This window comes from Methylophaga sp. UBA5088 (genome assembly GCF_002414625.1).
Taxonomy (GTDB): Bacteria; Pseudomonadota; Gammaproteobacteria; order Nitrosococcales; family Methylophagaceae; genus Methylophaga; species Methylophaga marina.
This window is the reverse complement of sequence record NZ_DIAC01000088.1, coordinates 7195-10569: the sequence shown is the minus strand read 5'-3', so window position 1 is coordinate 10569 and position 3375 is coordinate 7195. Positions and strand designations below refer to the sequence as shown.

General features: G+C 44.7%; 4 protein-coding genes. All 4 read right to left on the bottom strand.

What is annotated here, in order from left to right:
- Window positions 1–1721 (bottom strand): AAA family ATPase (locus tag B4K20_RS11190; RefSeq protein ID WP_289282943.1); only part of this gene is annotated, 1721 nt, incomplete at its 3' end.
- Between the two features lie 37 nt (window positions 1722–1758).
- Complete coding sequence (gene clpS / locus B4K20_RS11185) at window positions 1759–2085, bottom strand: ATP-dependent Clp protease adapter ClpS (RefSeq protein ID WP_289245148.1); 327 nt, start codon at window positions 2083–2085, stop codon at window positions 1759–1761.
- A gap of 8 nt (window positions 2086–2093) precedes the next feature.
- Window positions 2094–2405 (bottom strand): Grx4 family monothiol glutaredoxin, encoded by a 312-nt coding sequence (grxD, locus tag B4K20_RS11180; RefSeq protein ID WP_286304301.1) that lies wholly within the window; start codon window positions 2403–2405, stop codon window positions 2094–2096.
- Window positions 2406–2480: 75 nt separating this feature from the next.
- The gene (gene serB, locus B4K20_RS11175) at window positions 2481–3326 is read right to left on the bottom strand and encodes a phosphoserine phosphatase SerB (RefSeq protein WP_289282942.1); all 846 of its coding nucleotides are present in this window, start codon (window positions 3324–3326) and stop codon (window positions 2481–2483) included.
- Between the last annotated feature and the right edge of the window lie 49 nt (window positions 3327–3375).

Genomic DNA, 3375 nt, shown 5'->3' with positions numbered 1-3375 from the left:
TTAAACACATCTGGATGCGCTTTCTCAATTTCATCCAACAACAGCACTGCGTGAGGTTGTTTGATGATGGCATCCGTTAACAGCCCCCCCTGATCAAAACCGACATAACCAGGCGGTGCACCAATCAGTCTGGAAACAGTATGACTTTCCATATATTCCGACATATCAAAACGAATCAGATCCACGCCAAGATTATGAGCTAACTGACGAGTGACTTCGGTTTTACCCACACCCGTTGGACCAGCAAACAAGAAAGCACCTGTCGGTTTTTCTGGATGCCCCAATCCTGAGCGGGCCATTTTAATCGCAGAACCCAGAGCAGAAATCGCTTCATCCTGTCCGAAGATAACGCGTTTAAGGTTTTCGTCCAGCTTACGTAGATTATCTTTATCAGCATTGGACACCGTTTTGGCAGGAATACGGGCAATTTTAGCCACAATAGCCTGCACATCATTCACACCAATCAATTTTTTACGTTTTGATTTTGGCGCAATACGTTGAGCAGCGCCCACTTCATCTAAAACATCAATGGCTTTGTCTGGCAGGAAGCGATCATTGATATGACGATGAGCCAACTCAGCGGCTTGTTCAATAGCCGCATTGGAGTAACGGACATTATGATGTTCTTCCAGACCAGGTTTAAGTCCTTTAAGAATTTCAATGGTTTCGGAGACACTTGGCTCAGGCAGATCAATCTTCTGGAAACGACGAGCCAAAGCACGATCATGCTCAAAAATACCGCGATATTCCTGATAGGTTGTCGAACCAATACACTTTAGTTCACCACTGGCTAATAGTGGTTTTAATAAGTTCGCTGCATCCATCGTGCTGTTACCCGCACTGCCTGCACCTATCATGGTATGGATTTCATCGATAAACAAAATCGCATGCGGTTGTTTTTTCAATTCCCGTAGCAAGGCTTTCAAGCGTTTTTCGAAATCACCACGATATTTTGTACCAGCGACCAGCGCCCCCATGTCTAATGAATAGATGGTGGTTTCAGCTAATACTTCAGGCACATCACCATGTACAATCCGTCTTGCCAGACCTTCAGCAAGGGCTGTTTTACCGACACCAGCTTCACCCACGAATAGAGGATTATTTTTACGGCGGCGACAGAGGATTTGTAGCGTCCGTTCTAACTCATGTGCACGTCCAACAAGGGGATCAATCTTACCTTTGATGGCGGCAGCATTAAGATTTTCTGCATATAGCGTTAAAGGACTTTTATCTTCATCAGACACCTCGTCGCTATCTACTTTGGCTTCAGACTCAGAGTGCATGGCAGAATCTTCAACTTCGCCATGACTGATAGCATTAACGACATCCAGACGAGTAACATCCTGTTTCTGAAGCAGATAAACAGCCTGTGACTGCTGTTCAGAAAAGATGGATACCAGAACATTGGCCCCCGTCACCTCTGTGCCACCCGAAGACTGAACATGCATGACGGCACGTTGTAAAATACGCTGAAAAGCCAAGGTCGGTTGAGTTTCACGTTCACTGTCTTCGGCAAGTGTCGGCAAATTATCAGCGAGAAAATCACTTAATTCCTGTCGTAGAGCAGTGATATCCACTTCGCATGCTTTCAACACAGCTAATGCCTGGCCATTTTCCAGCAACGCTAACAGAAGATGCTCAACGGTAAGAAATTCATGAGCACGTTGGCGGGCATAATTAAACGCCTGACTGAGGGTTTGTTCGAGCTCTTTACTTAACATGTTACGTTCCACCTTGTTGGTTGGATATCGAACTAGGTCATTCCTCTTCCATCGTACACTGCAATGGATGACCGTGGCTTTGAGAATAGCTGTTGACCTGTTCGACTTTCGCTTCAGCTATCTCATAGGTAAAAATACCACATAAGGCACTACCTTCGGTATGCACTTGAAGCATGGTGCGTGTAGCACGCTCACGCCCCATGCCAAAAAGGTTTTCCAGGACTTCAATCACAAAATCCATCGGCGTGTAGTCATCATTAAGCATAATCACCCTATACTTGGGCGGCTGCTTCAAGTCTGGCTTGGCTGGCGCAACGGCATAATCGTTGTCGTTGTTCCATTCGTGATCATTTTCCTGACTCATGCCCTTTTTTAGCTCACTTCATCAATCATTTTTTTCAAGTCGCCGTTCTCATACATTTCCATGATGATGTCACAGCCACCGACTAATTCCCCGTTGATATACAACTGTGGGAAGGTTGGCCAATCTGCATAACGATGCAAGTTTTCACGTACATCTGGCTCAGCTAATACATTGACGTAAGCAAATTCTGCACCACAGGCAGAGACAGCTTGAGAGGCGCGGCTTGAAAAACCACATTGTGGAAACTCAGGCGTGCCTTTCATAAATAAGATCACAGAGTTTGATTCAATCGCCTGTTTAATTTTGTCCATTACGTCCATTATTTAATCCTCGTAGTTTTGGAGTTTTATTATGTCTGTTGAGATGGGGATGCTTTTTATAATTTCAAGCTTAGGCTAGTTATATTCAAGCTGCAATAAGCCGAGAATAGCATCCAACCCATTATGATTTATCGCCGTCGCCGCTTGTTGCTGCACTTTGGGCTTGGCATGATAAGCCACACTTAAACCGGCCGGAGCCATCATCAATAAATCGTTAGCGCCATCCCCTACCGCTATTGTTTGCTGTGCGGAAATAGTCATTTTTTCACAACATGAAAGTAGGAAATCTGCTTTTGTTTGTGCGCCACAGATATCACCATCCACCTCTCCAGTCAGTTTGCCATTCTTCTCAGCCAGTTTATTGGCCTGAGTAAAATCAAGGCCTAACCGCTGCTGCAATCGATCAGTAAAGAAAGTAAAACCACCTGATACTAACGCTAAACTATAGCCTTGTTTTTTTAGTGTAGAGACCATTAGCTCAGCACCGGGACTGAGCTGCAAACGTTCTTCATAGACACGTTCGAGTACAGCTACATCAAGGCTTTTTAATAACGACACTCGCTGACGAAGTGAAGTTTCAAAGTCTATTTCGCCCCGCATGGCTGATTCGGTAATCGCTGCGACTTGTGGTTTTAAGTTCATAAAATCAGCAATTTCATCAATGCACTCAATGGTAATCAGCGTGGAGTCCATATCTGTAACGAGCAATTTAGCCGTTGTAGGATCAAATGCCTCTGGCAATGCATTAATATCGAAGTCGTATTGCTGACGAAGATGCGTAACGGTTTCAGAGTTAATATCTGTTGCCTGAATGATCGTCGCATAATGCTTGTACCAATTAAGCTGACCTGAATATTGATGAGCGATCTGTTCAGCCAGTTCGCGAGTGAGAGTGATGCCTTGAAGTACCAGTGTTGTCATGATGTTTCCGCACTAGATAAAAAAACGGCGAGCTGATTAATCAGCTCGC